This window comes from Shewanella salipaludis (assembly GCF_012911865.1).
Classification (GTDB): domain Bacteria; phylum Pseudomonadota; class Gammaproteobacteria; order Enterobacterales; family Shewanellaceae; genus Shewanella; species Shewanella salipaludis.
This window is the reverse complement of record NZ_JAAXYH010000008.1, coordinates 173389-199697: the sequence shown is the minus strand read 5'-3', so window position 1 is coordinate 199697 and position 26309 is coordinate 173389. Positions and strand designations below refer to the sequence as shown.

The 26309-nt window shown below is 56.6% G+C and carries 26 protein-coding genes and 1 pseudogene; 11 read left to right on the top strand and 16 right to left on the bottom strand.

Translation table 11 applies throughout. The features are described from left to right. The 8 genes from HC757_RS12620 to tkt form a co-directional block, all read right to left on the bottom strand. Nucleotides 1–855, bottom strand: an 855-nt coding sequence (locus tag HC757_RS12620; protein ID WP_169564568.1) for a hypothetical protein, incomplete at its 3' end; no start/stop codon positions are given. Between the two features lie 283 nt (nucleotides 856–1138). Beyond that, nucleotides 1139–1303, bottom strand: coding sequence for a hypothetical protein (locus tag HC757_RS12615; protein WP_169564727.1), 165 nt, complete (start codon nucleotides 1301–1303; stop codon nucleotides 1139–1141). 63 nt (nucleotides 1304–1366) lie between these two features. Next, entirely contained in the window at nucleotides 1367–2299 is a 933-nt protein-coding gene (locus tag HC757_RS12610; protein ID WP_169564726.1) for a hypothetical protein, read from the bottom strand. 283 nt (nucleotides 2300–2582) lie between these two features. Further along, entirely contained in the window at nucleotides 2583–3620 is a 1038-nt protein-coding gene (locus tag HC757_RS12605; protein WP_169564725.1) for a DUF2971 domain-containing protein, read from the bottom strand. 459 nt (nucleotides 3621–4079) lie between these two features. After that, nucleotides 4080–5147 (bottom strand): class II fructose-bisphosphate aldolase, encoded by a 1068-nt coding sequence (fba, locus tag HC757_RS12600; protein WP_169564724.1) that lies wholly within the window; start codon nucleotides 5145–5147, stop codon nucleotides 4080–4082. A 151-nt stretch (nucleotides 5148–5298) separates the two neighbouring features. Continuing rightward, on the bottom strand, nucleotides 5299–6474 hold the full coding sequence (locus HC757_RS12595; RefSeq protein WP_169564723.1) for a phosphoglycerate kinase: 1176 nt from the start codon (nucleotides 6472–6474) through the stop codon (nucleotides 5299–5301). A gap of 201 nt (nucleotides 6475–6675) precedes the next feature. Next, on the bottom strand, nucleotides 6676–7689 hold the full coding sequence (gene epd, locus HC757_RS12590; protein ID WP_169564722.1) for an erythrose-4-phosphate dehydrogenase: 1014 nt from the start codon (nucleotides 7687–7689) through the stop codon (nucleotides 6676–6678). Nucleotides 7690–7807: 118 nt separating this feature from the next. Further along, nucleotides 7808–9802, bottom strand: a complete 1995-nt coding sequence (tkt, locus tag HC757_RS12585) for a transketolase (protein WP_169564721.1) — start codon at nucleotides 9800–9802, stop codon at nucleotides 7808–7810. A 542-nt stretch (nucleotides 9803–10344) separates the two neighbouring features. On the opposite strand from tkt, the gene metK reads away from it, so the two are divergent. After that, entirely contained in the window at nucleotides 10345–11496 is a 1152-nt protein-coding gene (metK, locus tag HC757_RS12580) for a methionine adenosyltransferase (protein ID WP_169564720.1), read from the top strand. An 83-nt stretch (nucleotides 11497–11579) separates the two neighbouring features. On the opposite strand, the gene HC757_RS12575 is transcribed toward metK, so the two are convergent. The 4 genes from HC757_RS12575 to HC757_RS12560 all read right to left on the bottom strand — a co-directional run bounded on the left by HC757_RS12575 (nucleotide 11580) and on the right by HC757_RS12560 (nucleotide 13647). Then, nucleotides 11580–12143 carry a GNAT family N-acetyltransferase gene (locus HC757_RS12575; RefSeq protein WP_169564719.1) on the bottom strand — a complete coding sequence of 188 codons (564 nt, stop codon included), beginning with the start codon at nucleotides 12141–12143 and terminating at the stop codon, nucleotides 11580–11582. A 74-nt stretch (nucleotides 12144–12217) separates the two neighbouring features. Beyond that, nucleotides 12218–12643, bottom strand: coding sequence for a potassium channel family protein (locus HC757_RS12570; protein WP_169564718.1), 426 nt, complete (start codon nucleotides 12641–12643; stop codon nucleotides 12218–12220). An 89-nt stretch (nucleotides 12644–12732) separates the two neighbouring features. Then, on the bottom strand, nucleotides 12733–13326 hold the full coding sequence (locus HC757_RS12565; RefSeq protein ID WP_169564717.1) for a GNAT family N-acetyltransferase: 594 nt from the start codon (nucleotides 13324–13326) through the stop codon (nucleotides 12733–12735). A gap of 117 nt (nucleotides 13327–13443) precedes the next feature. Then, entirely contained in the window at nucleotides 13444–13647 is a 204-nt protein-coding gene (locus tag HC757_RS12560) for a hypothetical protein (RefSeq protein ID WP_169564716.1), read from the bottom strand. Nucleotides 13648–13735: 88 nt separating this feature from the next. Between HC757_RS12560 and HC757_RS12555 the strand changes: the two genes are divergently transcribed. Then, the gene (locus HC757_RS12555; protein ID WP_169564715.1) at nucleotides 13736–14161 is read left to right on the top strand and encodes an META domain-containing protein; all 426 of its coding nucleotides are present in this window, start codon (nucleotides 13736–13738) and stop codon (nucleotides 14159–14161) included. Between the two features lie 68 nt (nucleotides 14162–14229). Here the strand turns inward: HC757_RS12555 and HC757_RS12550 are convergent, their stop codons facing one another. Then, entirely contained in the window at nucleotides 14230–14520 is a 291-nt protein-coding gene (locus tag HC757_RS12550) for a hypothetical protein (RefSeq protein WP_169564714.1), read from the bottom strand. 366 nt (nucleotides 14521–14886) lie between these two features. On the opposite strand from HC757_RS12550, the gene HC757_RS12545 reads away from it, so the two are divergent. The 6 genes and pseudogenes from HC757_RS12545 to HC757_RS12520 all read left to right on the top strand — a co-directional run bounded on the left by HC757_RS12545 (nucleotide 14887) and on the right by HC757_RS12520 (nucleotide 19546). After that, nucleotides 14887–15339, top strand: coding sequence for a GNAT family N-acetyltransferase (locus tag HC757_RS12545; RefSeq protein ID WP_169564713.1), 453 nt, complete (start codon nucleotides 14887–14889; stop codon nucleotides 15337–15339). 63 nt (nucleotides 15340–15402) lie between these two features. After that, on the top strand, nucleotides 15403–15939 hold the full coding sequence (gene yjjX / locus HC757_RS12540; protein ID WP_169564712.1) for an inosine/xanthosine triphosphatase: 537 nt from the start codon (nucleotides 15403–15405) through the stop codon (nucleotides 15937–15939). Nucleotides 15940–16068: 129 nt separating this feature from the next. After that, a pseudogene (locus HC757_RS12535) lies at nucleotides 16069–16563 on the top strand (GNAT family N-acetyltransferase); the annotation flags it as partial. 134 nt (nucleotides 16564–16697) lie between these two features. Then, on the top strand, nucleotides 16698–17738 hold the full coding sequence (locus tag HC757_RS12530; RefSeq protein WP_169564710.1) for an NADP(H)-dependent aldo-keto reductase: 1041 nt from the start codon (nucleotides 16698–16700) through the stop codon (nucleotides 17736–17738). A 114-nt stretch (nucleotides 17739–17852) separates the two neighbouring features. Beyond that, on the top strand, nucleotides 17853–19064 hold the full coding sequence (locus HC757_RS12525) for a cysteine desulfurase (RefSeq protein ID WP_169564709.1): 1212 nt from the start codon (nucleotides 17853–17855) through the stop codon (nucleotides 19062–19064). 26 nt (nucleotides 19065–19090) lie between these two features. Beyond that, nucleotides 19091–19546 carry a SufE family protein gene (locus HC757_RS12520; protein WP_169564708.1) on the top strand — a complete coding sequence of 152 codons (456 nt, stop codon included), beginning with the start codon at nucleotides 19091–19093 and terminating at the stop codon, nucleotides 19544–19546. Nucleotides 19547–19554: 8 nt separating this feature from the next. On the opposite strand, the gene HC757_RS12515 is transcribed toward HC757_RS12520, so the two are convergent. From HC757_RS12515 to HC757_RS12505, 3 genes are all read right to left on the bottom strand, one after another. Further along, nucleotides 19555–20955 (bottom strand): alanine/glycine:cation symporter family protein, encoded by a 1401-nt coding sequence (locus HC757_RS12515; protein WP_211164396.1) that lies wholly within the window; start codon nucleotides 20953–20955, stop codon nucleotides 19555–19557. Nucleotides 20956–21025: 70 nt separating this feature from the next. Beyond that, nucleotides 21026–21949, bottom strand: a complete 924-nt coding sequence (ctlX, locus tag HC757_RS12510) for a citrulline utilization hydrolase CtlX (protein WP_169564707.1) — start codon at nucleotides 21947–21949, stop codon at nucleotides 21026–21028. Then, a complete protein-coding gene (locus HC757_RS12505; RefSeq protein ID WP_169564706.1) occupies nucleotides 21950–23020 on the bottom strand; it encodes an ornithine cyclodeaminase in 1071 nt (356 codons plus the stop codon). It abuts the gene before it with no gap. Between the two features lie 173 nt (nucleotides 23021–23193). Here HC757_RS12505 and HC757_RS12500 point away from each other — a divergent pair, with 173 nt between their 5' ends. From HC757_RS12500 to HC757_RS12490, 3 genes are all read left to right on the top strand, one after another. Next, nucleotides 23194–23640, top strand: a complete 447-nt coding sequence (locus HC757_RS12500) for an Lrp/AsnC family transcriptional regulator (RefSeq protein ID WP_169564705.1) — start codon at nucleotides 23194–23196, stop codon at nucleotides 23638–23640. A 182-nt stretch (nucleotides 23641–23822) separates the two neighbouring features. Then, nucleotides 23823–24971 carry a membrane dipeptidase gene (locus HC757_RS12495; protein ID WP_169564704.1) on the top strand — a complete coding sequence of 383 codons (1149 nt, stop codon included), beginning with the start codon at nucleotides 23823–23825 and terminating at the stop codon, nucleotides 24969–24971. A 76-nt stretch (nucleotides 24972–25047) separates the two neighbouring features. Further along, complete coding sequence (locus tag HC757_RS12490) at nucleotides 25048–26223, top strand: AAA family ATPase (RefSeq protein WP_169564703.1); 1176 nt, start codon at nucleotides 25048–25050, stop codon at nucleotides 26221–26223. Nucleotides 26224–26309 lie beyond the last annotated feature (86 nt).

Sequence of the window (26309 nt, the reverse complement as noted above, 5' to 3'; positions counted from 1 at the left end):
CCGAGCGCTGGACACATCCTGTACAGAACTGGAACCTGACCCTGTCACAACTGTCGATCCACTTCGAGGGACGACTGGATGCCCACATAGAGTTATGACAGGCTGACACAGAATATTGAACACCCTCTTTTCTCTAGTAACTTCACCCTCTAAAACTACAGTATCTCCGTGAACTAATTCAGGAAGAACTACATCGTCTGCATCTTCATCTTCGTCTTTACAAAATATCGCCTTATTGGTGATATCAATTGTCACCTCATCAGGTTCTCCATCATGAAACGTGCCTATTTTCAAACCTCTTCCTTCAGTAATGTTCTCTGCGATTTTTTCTAACAACCTAGGGCTACTCGATATGTAGAGATCAAAAATAGACTTAGGAATATACAAATAGTCACCTTTATCGTTGCATATTCCAATAAGCAAATTATCATCACTAAATTTAGTTTTTTCGAATTTCCGTATCGATACATCTCCCATATGTGTACCAATGCGGGCAAACCATTTAACTGCCTCAACTGCTTTCTTAAAAATATCGGCAATGCCAAAGTCAGCAAAGTCTTTCTCCGCCATTTTCTGCGCGGCTTTTGTAAAGTACGCAGTGGCGACAACCCCCAAACCCGCCTGCATCCAACCTACAACAGTTTCTGGAATCAATGCTTCCCAAGAACCTTTTTTTATTCTAACAGGAATTTCGAAATCCAAATTTCTAAGTTCAGGTGCTTGCTTCCCAACGAAGTATCTTAATGCTGCATCATATCCAAGCAGTGCCTGAGCTTGCTTGCGTGCATCCATTAAACCATTTTCAACAAGCTTACCATCGTACTTTATGTACCCAAGATACTTCTCTTCATCCATATTGAAATTCCTAAGATTACTATGACCCACTCAGCTGCTTAATACTGAGCGAAGCGGCGGGCAGTCAAGGACGTCCGCCTTAGGTTCTTTTACTATGCCCGCTTTTGATGACAACACACTATAAGGACAGCCTAAACACTTTTGCCCGGTAATGAAACATCCTGAACAGAGTCCATCAGTCACTGATTCACCGGTCACAGGGTAGCAAACACATCAAAGGTAAGCTTGTCGGGGGCTGAGGTGGCAAGCCTCAACAGGCAAAGGGAGATACCTCGAAGCCTAGTCAGACAGGCACAAAAGCGCAAAAAGATTTGGATGTCCCATCTTTCTTTCCAAGTTTATCGGTGTCGTGAACAATCCCGTACGCCGCCATTCCTGTAATCATGGATTGAACCGAATCATCGGGAACGTGAACGCCAAAACTCACTTCAATGGCTGCATTTTTCATAGCATATAACGCCTTAAGAAGGGGCTGCCGGTATGGCAGTCCCACTTGCTTAACTTGTTAACACTACGACTTTGACTCATATTCTTCATCAATTTCTTTAGCAATAACTTCAAGAGTTTTTATCTGTTCAGATACAAAAGACGCGAATATGTATACGTCTTTATCATTAAGCTTTGTTTCCGACGAGCCATCAAAATAGGCTTTAAGTTCTGACATGGGATAGGCTATTAGTTCGTAATGATAATTTACGGAGTCATAAACATCCCATTCGCCTCTCTGTTCTAATTTAGACTGAAAGTCATCCAAGCAATCTTGGATACACTTAACATGTATTGCACCTAGTGAAAATGCAGAGCTATTGAATGAGGCTTCAAATATTTTGCTAAAGAAATAACTTATTGTGTGTGGAAAACACTCAGCCAATTTGACATCTTTATGCTTTTCTCGATGTTCCATTTCTTGAGTCTCCAACTCTTTGATAACTTTTTCTAAAAGCTCGCCCAAATAAATATTTTGGGTTTCAAGAAGTTTAGGAATTACAACATGCGACATTTCATAGTCTTTTTCATCTGAGTATGCTGTCATAAGTTCAAAACTCAGCGGTGACAAAGAAAACCTTGAAATAAAGCAGGATTTTACAAATCCTTTTTCCTTCTGCATCCCAGGGTGGCCTGCTGCGCTATTCCTTATCATTCTGATTTGTTGCAGTTCTTTAGGGAGCTTGATCTTAATATCCAACACATCAGCGATATGTGTTGCTGCATCTTGCTGAAGCAGCAAGGTTTGCAGTATCCCATAGACGATCAAGTAGGCAGCGCCATCTCCTTCTGTTTTACAAAGTGATGGGTATGCTGCTATGGCAAGCTCAGTATCTCCAATTAAATCGAGGGAGCTGCATAGCTTGTTCCAACCTGCGCGTTTGTTGAGCAACGTAGATTGACGTCTAGGGCTATTTATAAAATCCCTAATCTTCCTTTCTAGCTCGGTAATATCCATAGTAGTGTTAACCTTTGTATAACGCGCATGCGCGTTATCACTCCAATTCAATACGGGCACGTTATCCAACTCGGCGCCGCCTGTTATCTCACTGCCAAGCCAACCTAAGCTACTGGAGTTTATCGATTTTCTCAAGCTACTTCTCAGTAAAGTGTGCGAACTCTTGTATCAAAGCGTGCCATGGCCAAAGCCTACTGTCAGAGTGTCCTTACCGGAAATTTTTTGGGTTTCCGGTAAGGACACTATTTGCCTATTTGACAAAGGGAATCATATCAACGCCCCACTAAAGCGCGGCGGCTTTTTCGCCGTCGCCTTTCAGTGGATTGTTATGGTTGCCGTCAACATTAAATTCTATTTTTGATGAAACCATTTCAAATTTATTATGTGATAGCTCCACTTGGCATACATCAACACCCTTGGATTTCGCAATTTTAATAATTTCGCTCTTGTGTTCAGGCTTTATTTTTGATCCAAGATGGATGGCTTTTGGTTTTGGGACGGGATAGTTTAACGAAGGATCCGAAGGACTAAATGGCAAAATAAGCCTCCACTCGTGCTCATAACTCCAAGCTTTAGCCTTATGTATTGAAGCAATAATTCCAAACAGGTTATTGAAAGATTCAGATTTATCCCTTTCGCAAATAAATGCGGAGGCATCAAACAAGTTATTGTCATATAAGACCGGCCATATGCACCTTGACCTTATGTCTGAGACTCCAAGCTCTGAAAAATCATACTCCATAACAAAGCCAGTATGATTTTCACTATAGTGTGACCACATTAGCATAGAGTCCACTCGCTCACTAAATGAACATATTTTATAGCCCTGTTTAATTGCGGAGTTGAACCTTTCATTCATTTCAACAATTTGATCACTGGCAACCTTCGTTAAGACCTCATAGAGCTTTTCTGCCATGTCAGGCGTAATAGAGGTTTCAGTATGCTTTGCCGCAACATAAATTAATGATTTCAAGGGGTTGTCAGATTCGGATATAAGATCAATATCCTCAATCTTAAAAATATTTTCATCAGAATTCGTAATTTGATCTCTCAAGGAGTCAGATACGGCACCATTAATAATGTTATCGCTAAAATCAAAGCACAATGAAGAATCATAAGGGTCGTTGAACGCGGCTGCATTCGTGCACCACACGGTGTCATTCAAGAGGTTATCCAGCGAGAATTCATTAATTGCTCTGTATTTATAGAGACTTCTAGGAATATGCTTCTGCTTTAATTCAATTGCAGCATTAACATCCAGATCTTCTTGACGATAACCAAAAAAATATCCTTTAAGTTCTTCGATCCAATCTGAACTCATTTATCACCTCTGAAACCATAACCTTTGTATAACGCGCATGCGCGTTATCACTCCAATTCAATACGGGCACGTTATCCAACCCGGCGCCGCCTGTTATCTCACTGCCAATCCAATCTAAGCTACTGGAGCTTATCCATTTTCTCAAGCTACTTGTCAGCAAAGTGTGCGAACTCTTGTGTCAAAGCGTGCCAGGTTTGCGGTATTCCGGACACATTGCTGACACTTCAGGTAGATAGGCGGGCACAAGCCTGCGTTTGGCCTTCGGCAACATGGATGTTGCCGTAGAGCCCACAGGGAAGTGCTGGTGGCGTGCCAAAAAGCGGGCTTGTACCGAAACAACTAAGGCTCTGGTCTGTGTAACACCAACACATAAAAAAACCCGCTGTTAAGCGGGTTTTAGATTAACTCATGCAAGACTGTTCCAGAGACCGGCTCATGCAAGCCAGTCGATTGGCAGGCTTAGAGGTTGATCTTGGGGTCCAGCGCACCTGACTGGTAGGCCTTGTACATGGCCTGCAGCGACAGCGGCTTGATCTTGGAGCCCATACCGGCACTGCCGAACGCTTCGTAGCGTATGGTACAGATGTCGGCCATGGCTTCCATGGAGGCCTTGAGGAACTTACGTGGGTCGAATTCGCTTGGGTTTTCGGCGAGGAACTTACGTACGGCGCCGGTCGAGGCCAGACGCAGGTCTGTGTCTATGTTGACCTTGCGCACGCCGTGCTTGATGCCTTCGACTATTTCTTCCAGCGGCACGCCATAGGTCTCGGGGATCTGACCGCCGTACTGGTTGATGATCTGCAGCCATTCCTGCGGCACAGAGCTTGAGCCGTGCATCACCAGGTGGGTGTTGGGAATGCGGGCGTGGATTTCCTTGATGCGGTCGATGCGCAGCACGTCGCCCGTGGGCTTGCGGCTGAACTTGTAGGCGCCATGGCTGGTGCCAATGGCGATGGCCAGGGCATCCACATGGGTATCGGCAACGAAACGCGCCGCTTCATCCGGGCTGGTGAGCATCTGATCGTGGCTGAGTATGCCTTCGGCGCCGACGCCGTCTTCTTCACCTGCCTGGCCTGTTTCCAGACTGCCCAGCACCCCAATCTCACCCTCGACCGACACACCGCAGGCATGGGCGAAGGCCACAGTCTGACGGGTCACGTCGACATTGTATTCGTAGGAAGCAGGGGTCTTGCCGTCGGCCATCAGGGAGCCGTCCATCATCACAGAACTCATGCCCAGCTGAATGGAACGCTGGCACACATCGGGATGGGTGCCGTGATCTTGGTGGATACACACGGGCACATCCGGATACTGCTCAATAGCGGCATTCATCAGGTATTTGAGGAACACGGGACGGGCATACTTGCGGGCACCGGCCGAGGCCTGCAGGATCACAGGACTGTCTGTGGCTTCGGCAGCCTGCATGATGGCACGCATCTGCTCGAGGTTGTTTACATTGAACGCAGGCACACCGTATCCATGCTCGGCCGCGTGATCTAACATTTGTCGTAGGGAAATTAACGCCATTTTTTACTCCAATAATAGGGTGACTGTGGCCTTGCGGCACGAGTTCACCTAGGTCGCTATCGTTTGGATGGATCTTTATGCTCTCCGGTATTCGAGCCGGGCTTTCCTGCCGGAGAGCGGTTTTTTATTATATTTTTATCACCGCAGCGTCTTACGCACCACGGGTTTCAAGCATAGCTACCGCAGGCAATTCCTTGCCTTCGAGGAACTCGAGGAAGGCGCCGCCGCCGGTAGAAATATAAGACACTTTATCGGCAATGCCATATTTGTCCACTGCCGCCAGGGTGTCACCACCGCCGGCGATGGAGAAGGCCTTGGAATCGGCGATCGCCTGGGCGATGCGCTTGGTACCTTCACCGAACTGATCGAATTCGAACACCCCGACCGGGCCATTCCAGACTATGGTCCCGGCGCCGGCGATGATCTGTGCCAGTGCTTCGGCGCTGTCCGGACCTATGTCGAAGATCATCTCGTTGTCGGCCACCTCGGCGACCGGCTTGAGGGTCGCAGCCGCCGTTGGGCTGAATTCACCCGCCACCACCACATCGGTCGGCACAGGAATATCGGCGCCGCGGCTTTGGGCATTGGCCACCAGGCGCTTGGCCTCGTCGATAAGATCCGCCTCATACAGCGACTTGCCGACATTGAAACCCGCCGCGGCGATGAAGGTGTTGGCTATGCCGCCCCCCACCACCAGCTGATCTACTATGCCGGACAGGCTCTCGAGCACGGTCAGCTTGGTCGACACCTTGGAGCCACCTACTATGGCCACCAGCGGCCTGGCAGGGTTATCCATCGCCTTGCCCAAGGCGTCGAGTTCCTGGGCCAACAGGGGACCGGCGCAGGCAACAGGCGCATAGAGGCCGACCCCATGGGTCGAGGCCTGGGCACGGTGAGCCGTGCCGAAGGCATCCATCACATAGACGTCACACAGGGCAGCCAGCTTCTTCGCCAGCGCTTCATCGTTCTTCTTCTCGCCGACATTGAAGCGCACGTTCTCGAATACCACGACTTCGCCGACGCCAACCTCGACGCCATCCAGATAGTCGTTCGCCAGGCGCACCGGGCAGTCCAGGGCCTTGGCCAGGTAATCGACCACCGGCTGAAGGGAAAACTCGGGGTTGAACTCGCCCTCGGTTGGGCGGCCCAGGTGGGACATCACCATCACGGCGGCGCCCTTCTCCAGCGCCAGCTTGATGGTGGGCAGTGAGGCGCGCAGGCGCGCATCGCTGCTGACGACACCCTTGCTGACAGGCACATTGAGATCTTCACGAATAAGCACCCGCTTACCCTGAAGCTCCAAGTCTGTCATCTTGATAATTGCCATAGTAACGCTTCCTTTTAATCGAAAAACAAACTGGTTTCACTTTCTTGCGCCGGCTCAAGCGGCGGTGTGAATCTCTGTTTTCGTCGGCGGCCTGGCATTCAGGCCCGGCCACCGACGCTTATCCTGGTGTCTATTTCTGACTTACTGCCTATTTCTGGCTTACTGCCCATGGCCCATTTGGATTGCCGTTACTGCTTGCCGCTAGAGCTTGGCCTGGATCATCGCCAGGCTGGTGTCCAGCATGCGGTTGGCAAAACCCCACTCGTTGTCGCACCAGAGCAATAACTTCACCAGATGTCCGGCACTGACCCGGGTCTGGGTGCCATCGACTATGCTGGATCTGGGATCATGGTTGAAGTCGCATGACACCAGAGGCTCATCGGTATAGCCGAGAATGGCGTTGAAACTGCCACTGGCCGCCAACTCCAGCACATTGTTGACCGTCTCTATGTCGACCCGCTTCTCCAGGGTCACGGACAGGTCTATGGCGGTCACATTGATGGTAGGTACCCGTACCGAGATGGCTTCGAACTTGTCTTTCATGTGCGGCAATATGCGCTCTATGCCGCGGGCCAACTTGGTATCTACAGGTATGATGGACTGACCCGCGGCGCGGGTACGGCGCAAGTCGTCATGATAGGCGTCTATCACCTGCTGGTCGTTCATCGCCGAGTGGATGGTGGTGATGGCACCACTCTTGACACCAAAATGCCGGTCGAGCACGTCGATAACCGGCACGATACAGTTGGTGGTACAGGAGGCATTGGAGACGACCGTATGCTCAGGGCGCAACAAGTCATGGTTGACGCCATAGACTATGGTGGCGTCGACATCGTTGGACGATGGATGGGCAATCAGCACTTGCCTGGCGCCTGCGCGCACATGGGCCTCGCAGCTCTGCCTGTCTATGATGGCCCCCGTGGCTTCATAGACTATGTCTATGTCCAGCTCACCCCAGGGCAGCTTGGCGGGATCGGCCTCATGCAGCAGCTTGATGGCATCATCGCCTATCAGCAACTGCCCGTCACCCAGCTTGACCCGGCTTTGGAAACGCCCGTGGGTGGTGTCGTATTGGGTCAGGTGCGCTATGGCTTCGGGCTTGGCCAGTTCGTTGATGGCCACTATCTGGATCTGTTGACGCTTGCCAGACTCGTATAAGGCACGAAGAATTGAACGACCGATACGGCCATAGCCATTGATTGCGACACGGATCATTGAGGTCTCAGCTTCCTCTTAAATTGCTTTTCGGATACAAAAACGGCCTGCAACTGATTGCAGGCCGTATTATACAGATTAAAGGTACAAAAGTTTAACCTTTTGCACCCGGCACTCATTAGTTCAGTGCGTTAACTGTGTTCACCACATTTTCCACGGTGAAGCCGAAGTGCTGCAACAGCACGCCACCCGGGGCGGACTCGCCGAAGGTAGTCATGCCAACCACGGCACCGTCGAAACCGACATACTTGCACCAGAAGTCACTGTGAGCCGCTTCGATGGCGACACGCTTACCGACGGCGCGTGGCAACACGGCTTCCTTGTAGGCCGCATCTTGCTTGTCGAACTCAGTGGTCGACGGCATGGACACGACGCGCACCTGTTTGCCTTGCTCCGTCAGGGCAGCGGCGGCATCGACCGCCAGCTGTACTTCAGAGCCGGTGGCGATCAGGATAATATCCGGCGTGCCGGCGCAATCTTTGAGCACATAACCGCCCTTGGCGACGTTGGCCAACTGCTCGGCGCTGCGTGCCTGAGCCTTGAGGTTTTGACGGCTGAACACCAAGGATGTCGGTGCGCTGCGACGTTCGATGGCGGTTTTCCAGGCCACGGCGGTTTCGGCCGCATCGCAAGGGCGCCATACCGCCATGTTCGGCGTCATACGCAGGTTAGCCAGTTGCTCAACGGGTTGGTGGGTAGGGCCATCTTCACCCTGGCCTATGGAGTCATGGGTATAGACGAAGATGTTCTGTATGCCCATCAGAGCCGACATACGTACCGCATTGCGGGCGTATTCCATGAACATCATGAAGGTCGCGCCATAGTTGATGAAACCACCATGCAGCGAGGCACCGTTCATTATGCCGCTCATGCCGAACTCACGCACACCGTAATAGATGTAGTTACCGGCAGCATCGTCCTGGATGCCCTTGGAACCTGACCAGAGGGTCAGGTTGGAGCCGGCCAGATCCGCCGAGCCGCCCAGCAGCTCTGGCAGCATGGCGCCGAAGGCACCTATGGCATTTTGCGAGGCTTTACGGCTGGCGATGCCTTCGGCCTTGTCCTGGCATTCCTGGATGAAGGCCTGGGCCTTGGCATCGAAGTCGGCAGGCAATTCGCCCTTCAACACCCGGCGCTCGTACTCGGCAGCCAATTCGGGGAAGGCGGCCTTGTAGGCGGCCAGCTTGTCGTTCCAGGCGGCTTCACGGGCATCACCCGCGGCCTTGGCATCCCAACCCGCGTAGACATCGGCAGGGATCTCAAAAGGCGCATATGGCCAGCCGAGGAATTCGCGGGCGGCGGCGATTTCGGCATCACCCAGTGGCGAGCCGTGGCAATCGTGGCTACCGGATTTGTTCGGCGAACCGAAGCCTATGATGGTCTTGCAACAGATCATGGTCGGCTTGTCGGTTACCGCCTTGGCGGCTTCGATGGCGGCGCGAATGGCGTCGCTGTCGTGGCCGTCGACGCCGGCGATCACATGCCAGCCGTAAGCTTCGAAGCGCTTGGGGGTATCGTCTGTGAACCAGCCTTCGACGTGGCCGTCGATGGAAATGCCGTTGTCATCCCAGAAGGCGATAAGCTTGCCCAGGCCCAGGGTACCGGCCAGTGAACAGGCTTCGTGAGAGATGCCTTCCATCAGGCAACCGTCGCCGAGGAAGCAATAGGTGAAGTGATCTACTATGTCGTGACCCGGGCGGTTAAACTGCGCCGCCAGGGTGCGTTCGGCGATCGCCATGCCCACGGCATTGCTTATGCCGGCGCCCAGCGGGCCTGTGGTGGTTTCTACCCCTGGGGTATAACCGTATTCAGGGTGGCCCGGGGTCTTGGAATGCAACTGACGGAATTGCTTCAGTTCTTCTATCGGCAGCGCATAGCCGGAGAGATGCAGCAGAGAGTAGATCAGCATGGAGCCATGACCGTTGGAGAGGATGAATCTGTCCCTGTCAGCCCATTTTGGATTGTTCGGGTTATGCTTGAGGAAATCATTCCACAGCACTTCAGCGATATCCGCCATACCCATGGGGGCGCCTGGGTGGCCGGAATTGGCTTTTTGAACTGCGTCCATACTTAAGGCGCGGATAGCGTTTGCGAGTTCTTTACGGGAAGACATGCTCTCTCCTGCTTGTGTGTGAGGTCTAGCGGGCAATTTGGAGCCATATTTTCCCCTACCCAGCCCCGTGACGCAAATTAAAATTCGCGCCCGGGTTCTCTCGGCGCCGGCTGGCAAAGGCCGAAGCTCGGCCCATGCCCAAGACGGCCGAGGGCACAGGGAAAACAACGTTAATTAAATGTGTTGATTATCAAGGGTAAATGTTAATCATCGACGCGGTTCGGCTGGCTGCGGGCCGGGCTTGCTGCCCGCCATAGAGGCCAAGGCCGGCACCAGCCCACTCGGGGGCTACTTTTGCCCGGGTTTTGCCTGGGGCGGCTTAGGCGACGGCGCGGCGCAGGCAAGATAAAAACACAATAGAATTCAGCCGTATAAAGCATATTTTTCCAGTTAAAGCCCCCCTGCCCGAGTCATAACTTGGGGGGATATTGCACAAATATTCGCTCTGGGGGGTGTCATGGCAGGCGATTTCCACTAAAATGGCCGTCTAGATGTAGATGCTTCTACACGTTTAAATTGTTACTGGCGAGATTTTCCTAATTATGGCAAAGCACTTGTTCACCTCTGAGTCGGTCTCAGAAGGTCATCCCGATAAAATTGCAGATCAGATCTCTGATGCTGTGCTCGACGCCATTCTGGCGCAAGATCCCAAGGCGCGCGTCGCCTGTGAAACCTATGTCAAGACAGGCATGGTATTGGTCGGTGGTGAAGTCACCACCTCTGCCTGGGTCGACATAGAAGAGCTGACCCGCAAGACGGTACGCGACATAGGCTACACCCACTCGGATATGGGTTTCGATGCCGATTCCTGTGCGGTATTGAACGCCATAGGCAAGCAATCGCCCGATATCAACCAGGGTGTAGACAGGGCCGATCCCCGTGAGCAAGGCGCCGGCGATCAGGGGCTGATGTTTGGTTACGCCAGTAACGAAACCGATATTTTAATGCCTGCACCTATTACCTATGCCCATGCACTGGTGAAGCGTCAGTCTGAAGTCCGCAAGGATGGCACCCTGTCCTGGTTGCGTCCGGATGCCAAGAGCCAGGTCACCTTCGCCTATGAAGATGGCCAGATTGCCGGCATAGACGCCATAGTGCTGTCGACCCAGCATTGCGACAGCGTCAGCCAGAGCGAGCTGATCGAAGGCGTGATGGAAACCATCATCAAGCCAGTGCTGCCGTCACAATGGTTGAACAAGGACACCAAGTTCTTCATCAACCCGACGGGGCGTTTCGTTATCGGTGGCCCCATGGGCGATTGCGGCCTGACCGGGCGTAAGATCATAGTCGACACCTACGGCGGCATGGCCCGTCACGGTGGTGGCGCCTTCTCGGGTAAAGATCCCTCCAAGGTTGACCGCAGTGCCGCCTACGCCGCCCGTTATGTGGCCAAGAACCTGGTCGCCGCCGGCCTGGCAGCCCGTTGTGAGTTGCAGGTGTCTTACGCCATAGGCGTGGCCGAGCCAACCTCCATCAGCATAGAAACCTTCGGTACCAGCAAGATATCCGAAGAGCGGCTGATCCAGCTGGTGCGTCAGCACTTCGATCTGCGCCCTTACGGCCTGACCGAAATGCTCAACCTGGCCCGTCCCATCTACCAGGCGACTGCCGCCTACGGCCACTTCGGCCGCAACGAGTTCCCTTGGGAACAAACGGATAAGGCCGAAGCCCTGCGCGCCGACGCGGGTCTGTAGTCGAGCCTGTCCGCAGTAATACTAAAAAAACCGCCGATGGGCGGTTTTTTTATGTCTGTCTATTCTTGGCACCCGCGCCGGGATCAGCTCGACTCGCTCAGGAGCAGATAATAGTCCCGGCCGGCGAAGCCGAAATAGTCCAGCACCCGCATCTTGCCCTTACCCGCATGCGCCGCATAGGACAGCTGATTATCTTCGGCGATGAAGGTCAGCATATAGGGGAAACTCGGTGCCACCTCTTGCCTCAAGCGCGCCAGCAGGGCCTCGAAGATCCCCTGGCCCCGGCACTCTTTCTTAATCCACACAGGGCCATATTGGCAGGTGTTGTTGCGGCTGAGGCCATGCTTGCCACCGAGTGCGGGATCATCGGCCGTTAGCCTGGGCAAGCGCTGCAACAGCGCCCGGTAGATGGGCCAGGTCTCGAAAAACTGCCAGCGACCGGCGATCACATAGGCCACTATCTCTCCGGCCAGCTCAGCCACCAGCAGCCAGTGATTTTGGATCAACTCGCCAAGCTCGGCCCTGGAGAAGGCCTGGCCCTGAAAGCCCTCGCCACTGCCTGCCGTCAGCTCATCCTTGAGGTACTGGCGCTCCAGCCGGGCCAGGGTATCGGCATCCTCCGCTCTGGCCAATCTGATGTGGAACATAGTTACAAGCTGCCTCTAGGACTGAATTTAACCGCAGGATACCAGCCATGTTGCCGAAACGACAGCCTGGCACTTCACCTATTATCCCAATAACGCTGCATCTCGTAATACAGGAATGAGGCGGTCCAGGTGATCAGCAACAGGCCGGTCAGGGCTTCGAGGCCAACCAGATGCCTGATATGCCCATGGGGCACTATGTCACCCAGCCCCAGAGTGGTGAAACTGATATAGGAAAAGTAAACACAATCGAGCAGAGAGCCACTGAAGTTACCGCTCAGATGGCCCCAATCCCGAAAGTGTGGCAGCAGGTAGTAACCCAGGGCAAACAGCCAGATCTCCAGGCTGTGGGCTATGATGGCGCCAAATACGCCGCAGACTATCCTGAATCTGTGTTTCAACTTCATCCTGGGGATCAGCACAGACATGCGATAGAGGAACTCATAGTGAATGAGCACGGCCAGGGCGATGATCAAGCCATTAACCAGAAATACCGTCAGCATAGACTGCCCCATCTGAGAGCACACTCACTTATCCGAGAAGACACTCCTCTGAGGATAGCCTATCCGCCTGGGTTAACCTTGGCCGGTGCTCAGCTCGACTGACTGCGTCCCAATTTACTGAGTAAATTGCGTTTTACCGCCGGCCACTCGCCGGCAACGATGGAATAGATCACTGTGTCCCTGAGGGAGCCGTCTTTCATTAGCATATGATGGCGCAGGATGCCGTCCTGCTTGGCACCCAAACGTTCGATGGCGGCGCGGGAGGCCAGATTGAAGAAATGCGTCCTGAATTCGACGGCGATAGCGTCACAGGACTCGAACAAATTGTTCAGCAGCAACAATTTGCACTCGGTATTTATTGGGGTACGACGCACCGCATCTGCATACCAGGTATAACCCAGCATGGCACGCCTGTTGCCGGCATCCACCTGGTAGTAGCGCGTGGTGCCGACAATCTTGTCCGTGGCTTTTGCCCGCACGGCATAGGCAATATCGCCGTCTGCGGCCGCCGCCATGGCGGCGGCGACATAGGCGCCCATGTCCTCGGGCGCGGGCACATTGGCAAACCACAGCTTCCAGGACTCCCCATCCCGCACGGCTTGTGCCAACCCCGGCACATGGGCCTCACTCAGGGGTTCCAATACGACAAATTCACCTTCGAGTACTTCAGATTTAACCCACATCTGACTTCAGTCCTTTATGTTCCACTTATTTAAAATAACCCATAGTCAAAATCATCCACAGCCAAGCAAGGCCGAACACCACAGATGGATGCACTCGGGTCTCGGGCGCATCCCAGGCTAGTTAAGCGCTTGCTGGCGCTTCATCCATTCGATAACCAACACCACAGGATAGGGTGACATGAACACCAATCCCAGGCCTATCGAGGTGGCGATGAGTAGCATGCCCTGCAATTCCAGCGACCAATCGGTCAATAGGTATACAGCCGAGCCACAAAGGAGCATGAAGCATCCAAGCCAATGTACAATTTTCAGCATTTTCATCAGTTTTTATCTCGAAAGCCAGAGTAAACCACTTTTCATTCGGGGTTAAGCTTGTACACTATAGGCCGCAAAAACAGTAGGATCTATCATGATAAAACAGACACTCTTTCTCGGCACACTTCTTTTAGGTCTGTCAGCCTGCCAAACCCGCCCAAATCCTGACGTCGAGGATCTCGCCTTGATGGGCAATTGGCATGTCGAACGCATATTGGACAAGGCCGTCCTGGACTACAGCCCGGCGCAACTCAGCTTCGCCGCCGACGGCAGCTTGGCGGGCAACAATAGCTGCAACAATTTCTTTGGCCAATACCAACAGCAAGGTGAAAGGCTCACACTCGCACCCGCAGGCACGACCATGAAGGCCTGCGTCGATGCCTTGATGGCCCAGGAAACCAGCCTGATGCAGGCGATGGCGTTAGTCGCGGCCGCTGAGCTCAAGGGCGATAAACTCGCCCTGCTGGATGCCGGGGGCAGGCCCTTGCTGCTGCTGAGACAGGAACAAGATAATAACTGACGAACGGCGCCGCAACTGCGGCGCCGTTCTTTTCTGAGCGTACTTTGCTGAGGACAGATATTCCCGGCTCAGGCAGAAAACCGGCCACTGGCCTTGGCACCTATGCTGGGGCTATGCAGGGCCGCCGGCGGTTGCTCCCGCTCGATAAGGTAACTCCAATAGGCGTCGTCGAAGCCGCCGAACCAGGATGCCGCCTTGCCTTCGTCCCTGAGAATGAGCCGCCACCAGACTATGCCCCAGAGACCGAATGTCAGCAGCGTCAAGCAAAAATGCAGCGGATGCCGCACCCCGGCGGTACCGGGTTCGGCCCTGACGGGGGGTTGCCTGCCAGGCCCGTCTGCGCCTCTTATCTGCGCCATACTATCTGTACCATGATCACCCCGCCCTATAACACACCCAAGCCGTCAGCATCCAAGCGTCAGCACCAGAGTAAAGTTTAGCAGGCCAGGACCGGGTCGTATGCCGCCCGGGCGCTGCAGGGGAAATTTACGCCCCGCGAGTCCCATGCTAAAGTGCGGTTCCATGCTAAGGTGCGGTTCCATGCTAAGGTGCAATCCCATGCTAAAGTGCAGTTCCATGCTAAGGTGCAGTCCCATGCGCCGATGCGATAGCGGCTGAGGTGTATCCCGGAAGCATAACAGCCAAGCCAGAGCAGCAAAGCCAGAGCAGCAAAGCCAGAGCACCGAAGCCAGAGCGCAGCCCAGACAAGAAAACAAGGAACCCAGATGCAGATACGTAAAGCCGAACTCGCCGATGTCCCGGCATTGGTGGCATTCAATCAGGCCATGGCCGCAGAAACCGAAGGTTTACGGCTGGACGAGGCCACGCTCACCCTGGGGGTGACTACCCTGTTGCAGCGAGCCGAGAAGGGGTTCTATCTGGTGGCCGAGATAGCGGGCGAGATAGCAGGTTCATTGCTGGTGACTTTCGAGTGGAGCGACTGGCGCGCCAAGGATTATTACTGGATCCAGAGCGTCTATATCCGTCCCGAGAACCGCCGCCAGGGCATCTACGGCCGCCTGTATCAGCGCGTCAAAGAACTCGCCGAGGCCAACGGCGGCGCCGCCAGTTTCCGCCTCTATGTGGAGCAGGAAAACACCAGGGCGCAGCAGACCTACCAGGCGCTCGGCATGGAACAGAGCTACTACCTCATGTATGAAGAAAAGCCAACGGCCTGATCAGGACTCCGGCGCCTGCCGAGAAGACATAGTGAAACCAGAAACCGAGAGAAGATACACGCCATGCAACAAGCCAATATTCGGGTGCGGGTCGGCTCGACCAACCCGGTAAAAGTCAACGCGGCCCGCAACGCCCTGACGCAGGTCTTTCCCCAGGCCAACATAGACTGCCAGGGCATGCATGCCCCTTCGGGCGTCGCCGAGCAGCCGATGACGGAAACCGAGACCCGTGAAGGCGCCATCAACAGGGTGCGCTTCTGCCAACAGGCGGTCCAGGCCGACTTTTATCTGGCGATGGAAGGCGGGGTCGATGCGTTCGACCATGGTCCTGCGACCTTCGCCTACATCGCCATCGCCAGGGCGGAGCAGCTCTCCATAGGCCGCAGCGCCCTGCTGCCGTTGCCGCCCAAGGTGCATCAGGCGCTGCTGGCCGGCGAAGAACTGGGCCATGTGATGGACAGGCTCTTCAACACGGTCAACATCAAGCAGCAAGGCGGGGCCATAGGCCTGCTCACCCAGGGACATGCGACCCGGGAGAGCATCTACACCCAGGCGATCATCCTGGCGCTGGCCCCCATGTTGAACCCACAATGGTACTAGCCCCAAGCCCTAGACCCCAGGCCCTGAAGCAGTATGAATCCCGAGGAGCAGTCCATGTCTGAAACCAAGCCTACGCCAGCGAGTCGGGCCAATGCCGGCCACAAACCCGGAGCCGCCACGGCTCAGGTCGTCATACGCGAGTTGCAAGCCGGCGATGATGCCGCCATAGCCGAAGTCATTCGCCGGGTCTCGGCCGAATACGGCCTGGGGGCGGATAAGGGCTACAGCGTCGCCGACCCTACCCTGGATTGCCTGAGCCGGATTTACTGTCAAGCGGGCGCCAATTACTGGGTGATCACCCGGGAAGCTCGGGTGCTGGGCGGCGCCGGCATAGCGCCGCTGGCAGGACAAGCCGGGGTATGTGAGCTGCAGAAGATGTATTTTTTACCTGCTATCAGGGGCCTGGGGCTGTCCCGGCGACTGGCCTTGCTGGCGCTGGCGTTTGCCCGCGACCAGGGCTATGACAGCTGTTATCTGGAAACCACCGCCTGCCTCAAGGAAGCCGTAGCCCTGTACGAATCGCTCGGCTTCGAGCATCTGGACGCGCCGCTCGGCGCTACGGGCCACGACGCCTGCGAACTGCCCATGCTGCTGACATTCGCTTCCCAGGAACCAGGCGAATAGGAACCAGGCTAATAAGGGCCAGGCTAATCCTGCCCCCCGGGCGATGCGGCGCCAATGTCAGGGGCGCTTTCATCTTTGCTTTCATCCAAAAGCTTGCTAGCCTCAGCTTTAGGACAATTCCATAGGAGAAATAGATGGAATACAGACGCATACCTCATTCGAGTCTCGACGTCAGCAAGCTATGCCTGGGTACCATGACCTGGGGAGAACAGAACACCCAGGCACAGGCATTCGAACAGTTGGATTACGCCATAGGCGCAGGCATCAATTTCATCGACACCGCCGAGATGTATCCTGTGCCCCCCAAACCCGAGACCCAGGGCGAGACAGAGCGCATTCTGGGCAATTACCTCAAGGCCCGCGGCAACCGCAATAAGCTGGTGATCGCCACCAAGATAGCCGCCCCGGGTGGCAAGGGCGATTACATACGCGACAAGATGGCGCTGGACTGGCGCAATATCCATCAGGCCGTCGATGCCTCGCTGGAGCGCCTGGGCGTCGACACCATAGATCTGTACCAGATCCACTGGCCCCACAGGAATACCAATTTCTTCGGCGAGCTGTTTTATGAACAGGCCGAGCAGGAACAACAGACACCTATCCTGGATACCCTGGAGGCGCTGGCGGAGATCATACGCCAGGGCAAGGTGCGCTACATAGGGGTCTCCAACGAGACCCCATGGGGATTGATGAAGTATCTGCAACTGGCGGAGAAACACGATCTGCCCCGCATAGTCAGTGTGCAGAACCCCTACAATCTGCTCAATCGCAGCTTCGAGGTGGGCATGAGCGAGATCAGCCACAGGGAAGAGTTGCCGCTGCTGGCCTACTCGCCGCTGGCCTTCGGCGCCCTCAGCGGCAAATACCTCGACGGCCAATGGCCCGCAGCCGCGCGCCTGACCCTATACAAGCGCTTCGCCCGCTACACGGGCTCACAACAGGCACTGGATGCGACCCGGGCCTATGTCGAACTGGCGCGGGAGTTTAACCTCAGTCCGGCGCAGATGGCATTGGCCTTCGTCAACTCCCGGCCCTTCGTCGGGGCCAACATCATAGGCGCCACCAGCCTGCCCCAGCTCAAGGAGAATATCGCCAGCGCCGGGGTGAGCCTGTCGGCCGAGCTCTTGCTCAGGCTGAACGCCCTGTCGGAGCAATTCCGCCTGCCCTGCCCCTAGGCAATCGGGCCGACGCGGCCAAACACCGGCTTGCAATAGGCGCTAAGATCACTGAAGATCTCAGCGCCTCTTTATTTTTCGGCCTGTTTACAGACCTTGGGTTAGACACATTCGATGACACATGCACAGCTGCGCGCACAATTTCCCATTCTAGAGCAAACACTGGCGGATCACCCCCTGTGTTATCTGGATACCGCCGCCACCAGCCAGAAACCCCAGTGCGTACTGGATGCCATGACGGCCTATTATCAACAGGATAATGCCAATGTACATAGGGCCGCCCACAGCCTGTCGGCCCGCGCCACCCAGGGCTACGAGGCGGTGCGCGATAAGCTGCAGCGGTTCATCAAGGCAAACAGGCGTGAGGAGATCATCTTCACCCATGGCACCACGGAAGCCATCAACCTGGTGGCCAACGGCCTGAGCAACCAATTGCAGCCAGGCGATCTCATACTGCTGGACGGCGCCGCCCACCACGCCAACATAGTGCCCTGGCAGATGCTGGCCGAGCGCTGCGGCGCCCGGATAAAACCCATTCCGCTGACCCAGGATTGTCGTCTGGACGAAGCCGCCTTCGATGCCCTGCTGGCGCTCAAGCCGAAGATAGTCGCCTTGGGTCATGTATCCAATGCCCTTGGCATAGTCAACCCGCTGCAATCTCTCATCAAGCGCGCCAAGGCCGCTGGCGCACTGACTCTGGTGGATGGCGCCCAGGCGGTGGCCCATATGCCTGTGGATGTGACCCAGCTGGATTGCGACTTCTATGCCTTCTCCGGCCACAAGATGTATGGCCCGACCGGGGTCGGCGTCCTCTATGGCAGGTATGAGGTGCTCGACAGCCTGACGCCGCTGCTCACCGGCGGTGAGATGATCAAGACAGTCAGCTTCGAGGCCACGGAATTTGGCGCCCTGCCCAATAGATTGGAAGCAGGCACGCCGCCGATCGCCGAGGTCATAGGCCTGGGGGCGGCCATCGATTTCTTGAATTCGCTGCCCAGGGCCGAACTCCAGGCACAGGAACAAGCCCTGCTGCAGCATCTGCAGCAGCAACTGAGCAGCATAGAAGGCGTGCATCTCTATGGCGCCCATGCCGACAACCTGGGGGCCGTGGCCTTCAACCTCGCCGACGAGCACCACCAGGATGTGGGCATACTGCTGGATCAACAGGGGGTGGCGGTGCGCTGCGGCCATCACTGCGCCATGCCGCTGATGCAGAGTCTGGGGCTGAAGGGCTGCTGCCGGGCGTCACTGGGGATCTACAGCAACGAGGCTGATATAGCGCGTTTCATCCAGGCACTGAAGCAGGTCAAAGACCTGCTGCTCTAGCCGGCCGTATTTTATGAGGAATAGTTATGAGTTCGACTCCGCCGCCCGATGCGACTTTCCTGGCACCACTGGCTTCCAAGGCCGAGATCCTGGCGCTGTTTGCCCAGGCGCCCGACTGGCAGGAAAAGTACCGCCAGCTGATGCTGCTGGGTAAACGCTTCCCCGTGCTCGCCAACGAGTTCAGGGTCGAGGCCGCCCAGGTCAGGGGCTGCGAGAGCAACGCCTGGCTGTATCACAGGCAGCTGGCGGGCAAACACTACTTTCTCGCCGACAGCGATGCCAGGATAGTCAAGGGGCTGATAGGCCTGTTGTTGGCGGCGAACCAGGGGCTGAGCACGGCGGAAATCGCCGCCTTCGATGCCGACGCCTACTTCAACACCCTGGGGCTCGGTGGCCAACTGAGCCCGTCACGCACCAACGGCCTCTATGCCCTGGCCAGGGCCATCAAGGCCTGTGCTGCCGCTGAGGCCGCCGGGGACTGAGCCCATGCCTACCAGATCCCGGTTTCACTCTTGCCCTGGATAGGGATCTCACCCGCCCGGTATTCCGGCAACACCCCGGCGCGCTTCTTGCTGAAGTAATGATTGGACAGGGCTATGATGGTGGGCGTCAGCAGGGTGATGGCGATGATATTGACCACGGTCATCAGCCCCAGCGACATGTCCGCCAGGGCCCACACCTGCTTGAGCGACGCATTGGAACCCCACACCACCATGCCCAGATACAGCGCCGTATAGCCGATGCGGCCCTTCCTGTTGTCCAGCTTGAACAGATGCAGGTTGCTCTCCGCATAGGCATAATTGGCGACCACGGATGAGAAGGCGAACAGGGTAATGGCCAGGGACACGAAGTGGGTGCCCGCCCCCCCCATATGCACAGTCATGGCATCCTGGATCATGCGAATGCCTTCCATTTCACCGCTGTAGCTTCCCCCCGCCAGCAACACCATGACGGCGGTACAAGTGCAGAGCACCAGGGTATCGAAAAACACCCCCAGCATTTGCACGAATCCCTGGGTGACAGGGTGATTGGGGTAAGGCGAGGCCCCCGCCGCCGCGTGAGGCACGCTGCCGGCACCGGCTTCGTTGGAATAGAGGCCACGCTGCACGCCATTTTTAATGGCGGCGCCCATGGCGCCGGCGCCGGCTTCCTGCAGACCGAAGGCGGAACTGAAGATGTTGCAAAACACGTCCGGGACCAGGGAGATGTTCATCACAGTTATGCTCAGGGCCACCAGTATGTAGCCGACGCCCATGAAGGGAACCACTATCTCGGCGAAGTGGGCGACGCGGCGCAAACCGCCCGTGACTATGAAGCCGGCCACCACGGCGATGGCCAGGCCGGCCCAGAGACGGGGAATGCCGTAGCTGTAATTGAGCGCATCTGTGATGGTGTTGGCCTGCATGGCACTGAAGCTGAAACCGTACCCCAGGAACAGGCAGACGGCGAAGCTAATCGACAGCCAGCGTTTGTTCAATCCCATCTGGATGTAATAGGCAGGCCCGCCGCGAAACTCCTGCTTGCTGTCGCGGATCTTGTACAGCTGCCCGAGCACGCTCTCGGCAAATCCGGTCGCCATGCCCAACAGGGCTATCACCCACATCCAGAACACGGCACCCGGGCCGCCGAGGGAGATGGCCACCGCTACCCCGGCAAGGTTGCCCGTGCCCACGCGCGCCGACAGGCCGGTGCAGAGGGCTTCGAAAGAACTGATCCCGGATGCGTCGTCCCTGGTGCTGTTCTTCATCACACTGAACATGTGCAAGAAGTGCCGCAACTGCACGAACCTCAACCTGACTGTGAACCAGATACCGGCGGCAACCAGGAGATAGATGAGGACCTGTCCTTCCCCCCACAGCAGATTATTGATGGGATCTATTAGGCTCAACATGATGCACAGTCCTTTTTCAATGATGGGAAAGGGAGCTTAACCCTATTCTCCCTGCCGGCGCAAAAATAGCCTACCTGGGCGACAGGTGTATGCCCGCCAGCATGCAGCGCACCGAGCCACCGGCCAGCTCTATGGTAGCGACATCCAGGGGCAGCGGTGTCACGCTGCGCTCGAGCAGCCCCAGCTGTTCGGGCGTGAGCGACGCCAGGGCGCGAACCGAGAGCGCCAGCACGGCTCCCTCCCTGGCCTGCAGTTCGATCGCATTGGCGGCAAAGTTGGCTATCTGGGTGGCGCTGAGTTCAATCAGCAGCCGCCCCGATGCCTCTATCCGCCGGCGCACTGCCGCCCGCTGGCAGGGATCCCTGATAAGCTCCAGGCCTATCATGACAAATTCGCTGGCAATGCACATGAGGACATTGGTGTGATACACGGCCTTGCCACCGGCATCCATTGCCTGGAACAGCATAGGTTCATAATTGAAGTGGCTGCAGAAGCGCTCGAGCGCCAACGGGTGGGTGCGATTCGACTGCACCGCATAGGCCACCCTCTCTACATGGTCCAGCACCATGGCGCCCGTGCCTTCGAGGAAGATCCCATCCTGTTCCAGGCCCGAGTAATCCACCAGCTCACGTACCCGAAATTCGCCTTTCAGCATCGCGATGATGTCGGCACGCCGCTCATGGCGGCGATTGTGCGGGTACATGGGATAGATGGCTATCCGCCCCCCGGAATGGGTCGAGAACCAGTTGTTGGGAAAAACAGAGTCAGGTGTCCGGCGGCCTTCGTCCTCGAAAATCCGCACGTCTATGCCATGCTCGCGCAACGTCGTCGCGGCGCGGGTCACCTCGTCATAGGCGCGGCTTGCCATGGCACTTGGACAGGATGCGGCGGCCGTCTGCTGGAAGGCATTGTCGGGCGCCGTCTGCGGATTAGGGCTGAAGTGGTGAGGCCGGATCATCACCACCACCCCAGGGGCTTGCGCGCTGCGTGCCATTCAGGCCGCCTCTCCCTTGCGTGAGGGCGCCAGCCGCAGATACATGCCGAACAGATCCCGCGGATCGTCCGGATCGGCGATCATATCCAGCTTGTCGTAGCCCTGATTGTCACTCAGTTTTTCATACACATAGCGCAGCGCGGAAAAATCTTCCACCGCGAAGCCCACGCCGTCGAACACCAGCAATTCGTCTTGGGCCCTGCGGCCGTCGGCCTGACCGCTGATGACCCGCCACATTTCGGTCACGGGAAAATCCGCTGCCAACTGCTGGATCTCCCCTTCGATGCGGGTTTGCGGCTCATACTCGACGAACACCCTGGCACGGTGGAGCAGCAGGGGATCCAGTTCCGTTTTCCCTGGGCAATCGCCGCCTATGGCGTTGATGTATACCCCGCTGCCGACCATCTGCTCCGTCAATATGGTGGCGTTGCGCTTGTCGGCCGTGCAGGTGGTGATGATCCGCGCACCCTCGACGGCTGCCTGTGCCGAATCACACACCACTATGTCAAATCCCCTGTCCTGCAGGTTGCGCTGCAGCTTGCGCGAGGCCGCCGGCTCTATGTCGTAGAGCCTCAGACTCCTTATGCCCAACATGGCCTTGAAGGCCAAGGCCTGAAATTCCGACTGTGAACCATTGCCTATCATCGCCATGGTGTCGGCCCCTTCGGGCGCCAGGTATTTCGCCATCAGCGCCGAGGTGGCGGCGGTGCGCAGTGCGGTCAACAGCGTCATTTCGGACAGCAGCACGGGATAACCCGTGTCCACATCGGCCAGGACACCGAAGGCCGTGACCGTCTGCAGACCATGGCGGGTATTCCCGGGATGGCCGTTGACGTATTTGAAGCTGAAGGCCTTGCCGTTGCTGGTGGGCATCAGCTCTATGACACCGACCTCTGAGTGGGAGGCAAAACGGGGCGACTTATCGAACAGGGACCACTGTTTGAAGTCCTCTTCGATGTAGCCGGCAAGCTCCGTCATGAAGGCTTCGACCCCCAGGCTGTCGATCAGCGCGACCATCTGTTGGACGCTGACAAAGGGAATGAGATTACCTTGTGCTATATTTTTCTGCATGCTTGCCACCGCCGGTTACCGACCTTGTCTGTGAGCGCCGCGGGTCGGCCACTCCTCCAGTGCCATCATTATAGGAAAAAGTATTTTCATTAAAAATACAAAAATATAACAATATTTGAGCAAGTTTTTGGCAATATGATAACCAGCATAATGCAATCTGCCAGGAGTCGCCCTTGAAGGACAAACAATCCCCGCTCCACATCTACGACTCATTGGATCGGGAACTCATTGCTATACTGCGTAAAGATGGCAGGGCACCCATTGCCAAACTGGCCGAGATCCTCAAGGTATCCCGTGGCACAGTGCAAAATCGCCTGGATCGTTTGATCAGTTCCGGCGCCATCCTGGGTTTCACCATACGTGCCAGGGAGGACATAGATGAGAGCATCATCCGGGCCATCATGCTCATAGAGGTCATAGGCAGGTCGACCTCGCAGGTCATCAACCAGTTGCGCGGTATTCCCGAATTACACAAGCTGCATACCACCAACGGCGCCTGGGATCTCGTGGCCGAGATACAGACTGCCAGCCTGAACGAGTTCGACCGGGTGTTGCGGCAGGTGAGGACGATCGAAGGGGTATTGAACAGCGAAACCAGCCTGCTGTTGAGCACCATCTAGCCGGGGAAGAGGGCAGCCGGCGGCCAGTGCGGCGAAAGCCATTGATGGCACTGAATAACTTGGCCATGCAATTAGCGTAACTATCCAACACCCTAGCAGGTGAAATAGGGTATAAAGGCAACAGTTCCCGGCCGGGCAGGCATAAGACTGCCGCGGCCCGACTCATCCAACAGGGATACAAAATGATCAAGGCATGCGATCTTCATCGTCGACAGCTACTCAAGGGCCTGGGGGCAGCCACGCTGCTGAGCCAACTGCCGGCCTTCCCCGTCCTGGGCGCCGCCCGCAGGCATCCCTATATCGACGGCCTGAGCTTCCTGCCGAGCGATCTTGCGGATGTCAAAGCCTCCGGCCTCGACGCCTTCATCTGCGACGTCTCCGACATAGAGGCCATCAAACAGCTCGACGGCACCATCAACTACAAACGCACCTTCAAGGCCTGCATGGCCAGCATCAAGCAGGCCAGGCAGAGGGTGGCGGATAATCCGCAGATACTGCTGCTGGGCGAGAAAGGCACAGACATCGACGCCGCCCTCGACTCACAACGCACCTCTGTGTTCTTCCAGATCCAGGGGGCCGACTGTGTCGAGGGCGATCTGAACCTGATAGAGGAGTTTCACCGCCAGGGGCTGAGGGTGCTGCAGCTGACCCATCATTACGGCAACGAGTACGCCGGCGGCGCCCTGGACTTCGACGCCAACGGCGGCCTCAACAAGCCGCTGACCGCCAGGGGCCGTGAGCTGATTTCCCGCCTCAATGAGGCCAACATGCTGGTGGATGTCAGCCACTCCAGCCCACAGACGGCGCTCGATGCCGTTAAGGCTTCCAGCGCGCCCATCATCCAGAGCCACGGCGCCGCCCGTGCCCTGGTCAAGCATGCCCGCTGCTCGCCCGATGAGGTGATCCGTGCCATAGGCGACAGCGGCGGGGTGTTCGGGGTGTTCATGATGAGCTTCTGGCTCACCTACAGGAACCCACCGACGCTGGACGACTATATCCGCCAGCTGGAGCATGTCGCCAATGTCGGCGGCGTCGAGGCAGCAGCCATAGCCAACGACTTCCCGCTGCGGGGCCAGGAAAACCTGCTGAAGCTGAACAACGACAACGCCGAGGGCGTCAAGGAATACCTTGAGTGGTGGCATAGCCTGGCCGCCAAGCATGTGCTCGGCTTCGAACGCGAACCCCAACATGTGGTGATCCCCGAGCTGAACCACATAGAGCGCATGAGTCGCATAGATCATGCCCTGGCCAAGGCCAGGTTCAAGGCCACCGACAGGGACAGATTCATGGGCGGCAACTGGCAGCGGGTGCTGCAGCAGGTATTGGTTTAACCTCGGCCTCGCCTTGGCGCCAGGGGCCAGCGGCGCTATCATAGCCGGCTGCGGCCTCAGCCAGGATAGGGATCCCATGCTCACCACACTCGCCATCTATAATTATCGCTCGCTGCGCGATGTCGTCCTGCCGCTGGGGCGCCTCAACCTGGTCACAGGGGCCAACGGCAGTGGCAAGTCCAATCTCTACAAGGCATTGAGGCTGCTGGCGCACACGGCCAGTGGCGGCGTGGTGGCCGCCCTCGCCCAGGATGGTGGCCTGGGATCCAGCTTCTGGGCCGGTCCAGAGCGGCTCAGCAGGAGCATGCTGACGGGCGAGATGCCGATAGAAGATACAGTGCGTCAGGCGCCCAAACGCCTCAAGCTGGGCTTCGCCGGCGACGACTTCGGCTACCTGATAGAACTTGGGCTGCCCAAACCCGACTCCACCAGCCTGTTCGGCCTGGATCCCCAGGTGAAGCGCGAGGCCATCTGGTGCGGCCCCCGCTATCGCCCCTCTAGCCTGCTGCTCGAGCGCCGCGGTGCCCTGGTCAAGGCCCGCAGCGCCGACGGTCGCGGCTGGCTGGCGCTGGACATGCAGATGCAACACGGCGACAGCATCTTCTCCGAGTTGGCCGATCCCGAGCGTACCCCGGAAGTGCTCAGGCTCAGGGAGAGCATACGCGCCTGGCGTTTCTACGATCATTTCCGTACCGACGGCGACGCCCCCGCCAGACGCCTGCAACTGGGCACCCACACCCAGGTGTTGCACCATGACGGCCGCGATCTGGTCTCGGCCATCCAGACCATCTTCGAGATAGGTGACAGGGAGGCCCTGGATCATGCGGTCGCCGATGCTTTTCCCGGCGCCAGCATAGCCATAGTCCCGGAGGCCAATGGCATGTTGCAGCTGCATTTCTATCAGCAGGGGCTGCTGCGGCCGCTCAATACCGGCGAGCTGTCCGATGGCACCCTCAGATACCTGCTGCTGATCGCCGCCCTGCTGACCCCCAGGCCGCCCGAGCTGATGGTGCTCAACGAGCCGGAGACCAGCCTGCATCCGGATCTGCTGCCGGCGCTGGCACGGCTCATCGCCCTGGCCTCGGACAGGAGCCAGCTGTGGGTGGTCTCCCATGCCAATCGCCTGATCAACGCCTTGGCCCAGTTCGAGCATTGCAACTGTCTGGCGCTGGACAAGCGCCTGGGCGAGACCCAAATCCTCGGGCAAGATCTGCTCAGCACCCCGAGCTGGCATTGGCAAGTCAAGCGCTGAGCCGACTGCAGCGGCGACGGTCGCCTGCAATATCTCCTAACAATTGAACCCCACAGCCGCCTCCCCCAGATGGCGGCTTCTTTGTT

Coding starts and splice junctions, on each gene's coding strand:
- fba (WP_169564724.1), bottom strand. CDS start 5,147: ATGGCGTTAATTTCCCTACGACAAATGTTAGATCACGCGGCCGAGCAT.
- HC757_RS12525 (WP_169564709.1), top strand. CDS start 17,853: ATGACACATGCACAGCTGCGCGCACAATTTCCCATTCTAGAGCAAACA.
- epd (WP_169564722.1), bottom strand. CDS start 7,689: ATGATCCGTGTCGCAATCAATGGCTATGGCCGTATCGGTCGTTCAATT.
- HC757_RS12530 (WP_169564710.1), top strand. CDS start 16,698: ATGGAATACAGACGCATACCTCATTCGAGTCTCGACGTCAGCAAGCTA.
- HC757_RS12555 (WP_169564715.1), top strand. CDS start 13,736: ATGATAAAACAGACACTCTTTCTCGGCACACTTCTTTTAGGTCTGTCA.
- ctlX (WP_169564707.1), bottom strand. CDS start 21,949: ATGGCACGCAGCGCGCAAGCCCCTGGGGTGGTGGTGATGATCCGGCCT.
- HC757_RS12605 (WP_169564725.1), bottom strand. CDS start 3,620: ATGAGTTCAGATTGGATCGAAGAACTTAAAGGATATTTTTTTGGTTAT.
- HC757_RS12560 (WP_169564716.1), bottom strand. CDS start 13,647: ATGAAAATGCTGAAAATTGTACATTGGCTTGGATGCTTCATGCTCCTT.
- HC757_RS12520 (WP_169564708.1), top strand. CDS start 19,091: ATGAGTTCGACTCCGCCGCCCGATGCGACTTTCCTGGCACCACTGGCT.
- HC757_RS12595 (WP_169564723.1), bottom strand. CDS start 6,474: ATGGCAATTATCAAGATGACAGACTTGGAGCTTCAGGGTAAGCGGGTG.
- metK (WP_169564720.1), top strand. CDS start 10,345: ATGGCAAAGCACTTGTTCACCTCTGAGTCGGTCTCAGAAGGTCATCCC.
- HC757_RS12575 (WP_169564719.1), bottom strand. CDS start 12,143: ATGTTCCACATCAGATTGGCCAGAGCGGAGGATGCCGATACCCTGGCC.
- tkt (WP_169564721.1), bottom strand. CDS start 9,802: ATGTCTTCCCGTAAAGAACTCGCAAACGCTATCCGCGCCTTAAGTATG.
- HC757_RS12495 (WP_169564704.1), top strand. CDS start 23,823: ATGATCAAGGCATGCGATCTTCATCGTCGACAGCTACTCAAGGGCCTG.
- HC757_RS12610 (WP_169564726.1), bottom strand. CDS start 2,299: ATGGATATTACCGAGCTAGAAAGGAAGATTAGGGATTTTATAAATAGC.
- HC757_RS12505 (WP_169564706.1), bottom strand. CDS start 23,020: ATGCAGAAAAATATAGCACAAGGTAATCTCATTCCCTTTGTCAGCGTC.
- HC757_RS12615 (WP_169564727.1), bottom strand. CDS start 1,303: ATGAAAAATGCAGCCATTGAAGTGAGTTTTGGCGTTCACGTTCCCGAT.
- HC757_RS12565 (WP_169564717.1), bottom strand. CDS start 13,326: ATGTGGGTTAAATCTGAAGTACTCGAAGGTGAATTTGTCGTATTGGAA.
- yjjX (WP_169564712.1), top strand. CDS start 15,403: ATGCAACAAGCCAATATTCGGGTGCGGGTCGGCTCGACCAACCCGGTA.
- HC757_RS12550 (WP_169564714.1), bottom strand. CDS start 14,520: ATGGCGCAGATAAGAGGCGCAGACGGGCCTGGCAGGCAACCCCCCGTC.
- HC757_RS12515 (WP_211164396.1), bottom strand. CDS start 20,955: ATGTTGAGCCTAATAGATCCCATCAATAATCTGCTGTGGGGGGAAGGA.
- HC757_RS12570 (WP_169564718.1), bottom strand. CDS start 12,643: ATGCTGACGGTATTTCTGGTTAATGGCTTGATCATCGCCCTGGCCGTG.
- HC757_RS12545 (WP_169564713.1), top strand. CDS start 14,887: ATGCAGATACGTAAAGCCGAACTCGCCGATGTCCCGGCATTGGTGGCA.
- HC757_RS12490 (WP_169564703.1), top strand. CDS start 25,048: ATGCTCACCACACTCGCCATCTATAATTATCGCTCGCTGCGCGATGTC.